This window comes from Piscicoccus intestinalis NBRC 104926, from assembly GCF_001515525.1.
Taxonomy (GTDB): Bacteria; Actinomycetota; Actinomycetes; order Actinomycetales; family Dermatophilaceae; genus Kineosphaera; species Kineosphaera intestinalis.
The window spans coordinates 1-805 of record NZ_BCNQ01000320.1; the positions used below are offsets into that span (position 1 = coordinate 1).

General features: G+C 77.0%; 1 protein-coding gene. It reads right to left on the minus strand.

Annotated elements, in window-relative coordinates:
- Positions 1-108 precede the first annotated feature (108 nt).
- The coding region (locus PINTE_RS21475; protein ID WP_157087461.1) for an MFS transporter at positions 109-805 on the minus strand (697 nt) is incomplete at its 5' end.

Genomic DNA, 805 nt, shown 5'->3' on the forward strand with positions numbered 1-805 from the left:
TCCCGCTCGGCCCGCCCGGTTCGCCCGGTTCGCCGCCCGTCCCGCCCGGCCTGCCCGGACCGCTCGGTCCGCGTGGCCTTCGCGGCGCTCACGGCGCGACCCCGGCGCTCATGGCTGCCCTCGCGGCGCGGCCCCGGCGCCCGTGGGCGAGGCCCTGGCCTGGTGCCGCGTGACCGGCAGGGCGACCGCGCACAGCGCGGCGAGCACCACGGTGGCCGACCAGAACTCCATGCGCGTGGCGAGCACTCCGACGAGCACCGAGCCCACCGCGGTGCCGCTGTCGAACCCGGCGTTCCACACGGCGCTGGCGGTGTTGATCCGGCCGTCGCCGGCCGCCTCGAAGGCGAGCACGAGCGTGAGGTTCTGCACCGCCCCGTAGGCGAACCCGGTGAGCAGCGCCCCGAGCAACAGGGCCGCCAGGGTGGCCGTCGACGTCTGACGAGCCGCGGCGCGCACCGCCCACGCGACGATCGCCAGGCCGACGACGGCGATGAGCATGAGGGGGCCCGTGAAGCGGTGCGCGCCGTAGCGGTCGGCCCAGCCGCCGATGAGCCAGCGCCCGATCGCCGTCGTGAGCCCGAACGCCAGCAGGCCCGCGGTCGCCAGCGCCGGGCTCGGCAGCATCTGCGGCAGGAACGTCATGAACCCGCCTCCGGCCAGCGTCATCAGCAGCAGGATGAGGGTCGGCGCCACCAGCGGCAGCAGCGCGCTCGTCGGCGGGCGCGCGAAACCTGCGCGGGGAGGCGGCCGACCCGCTGCTCCGGGGCCATGCTCGGCAGCCGCGGTGTCCGCGCCCGGCTTCTCG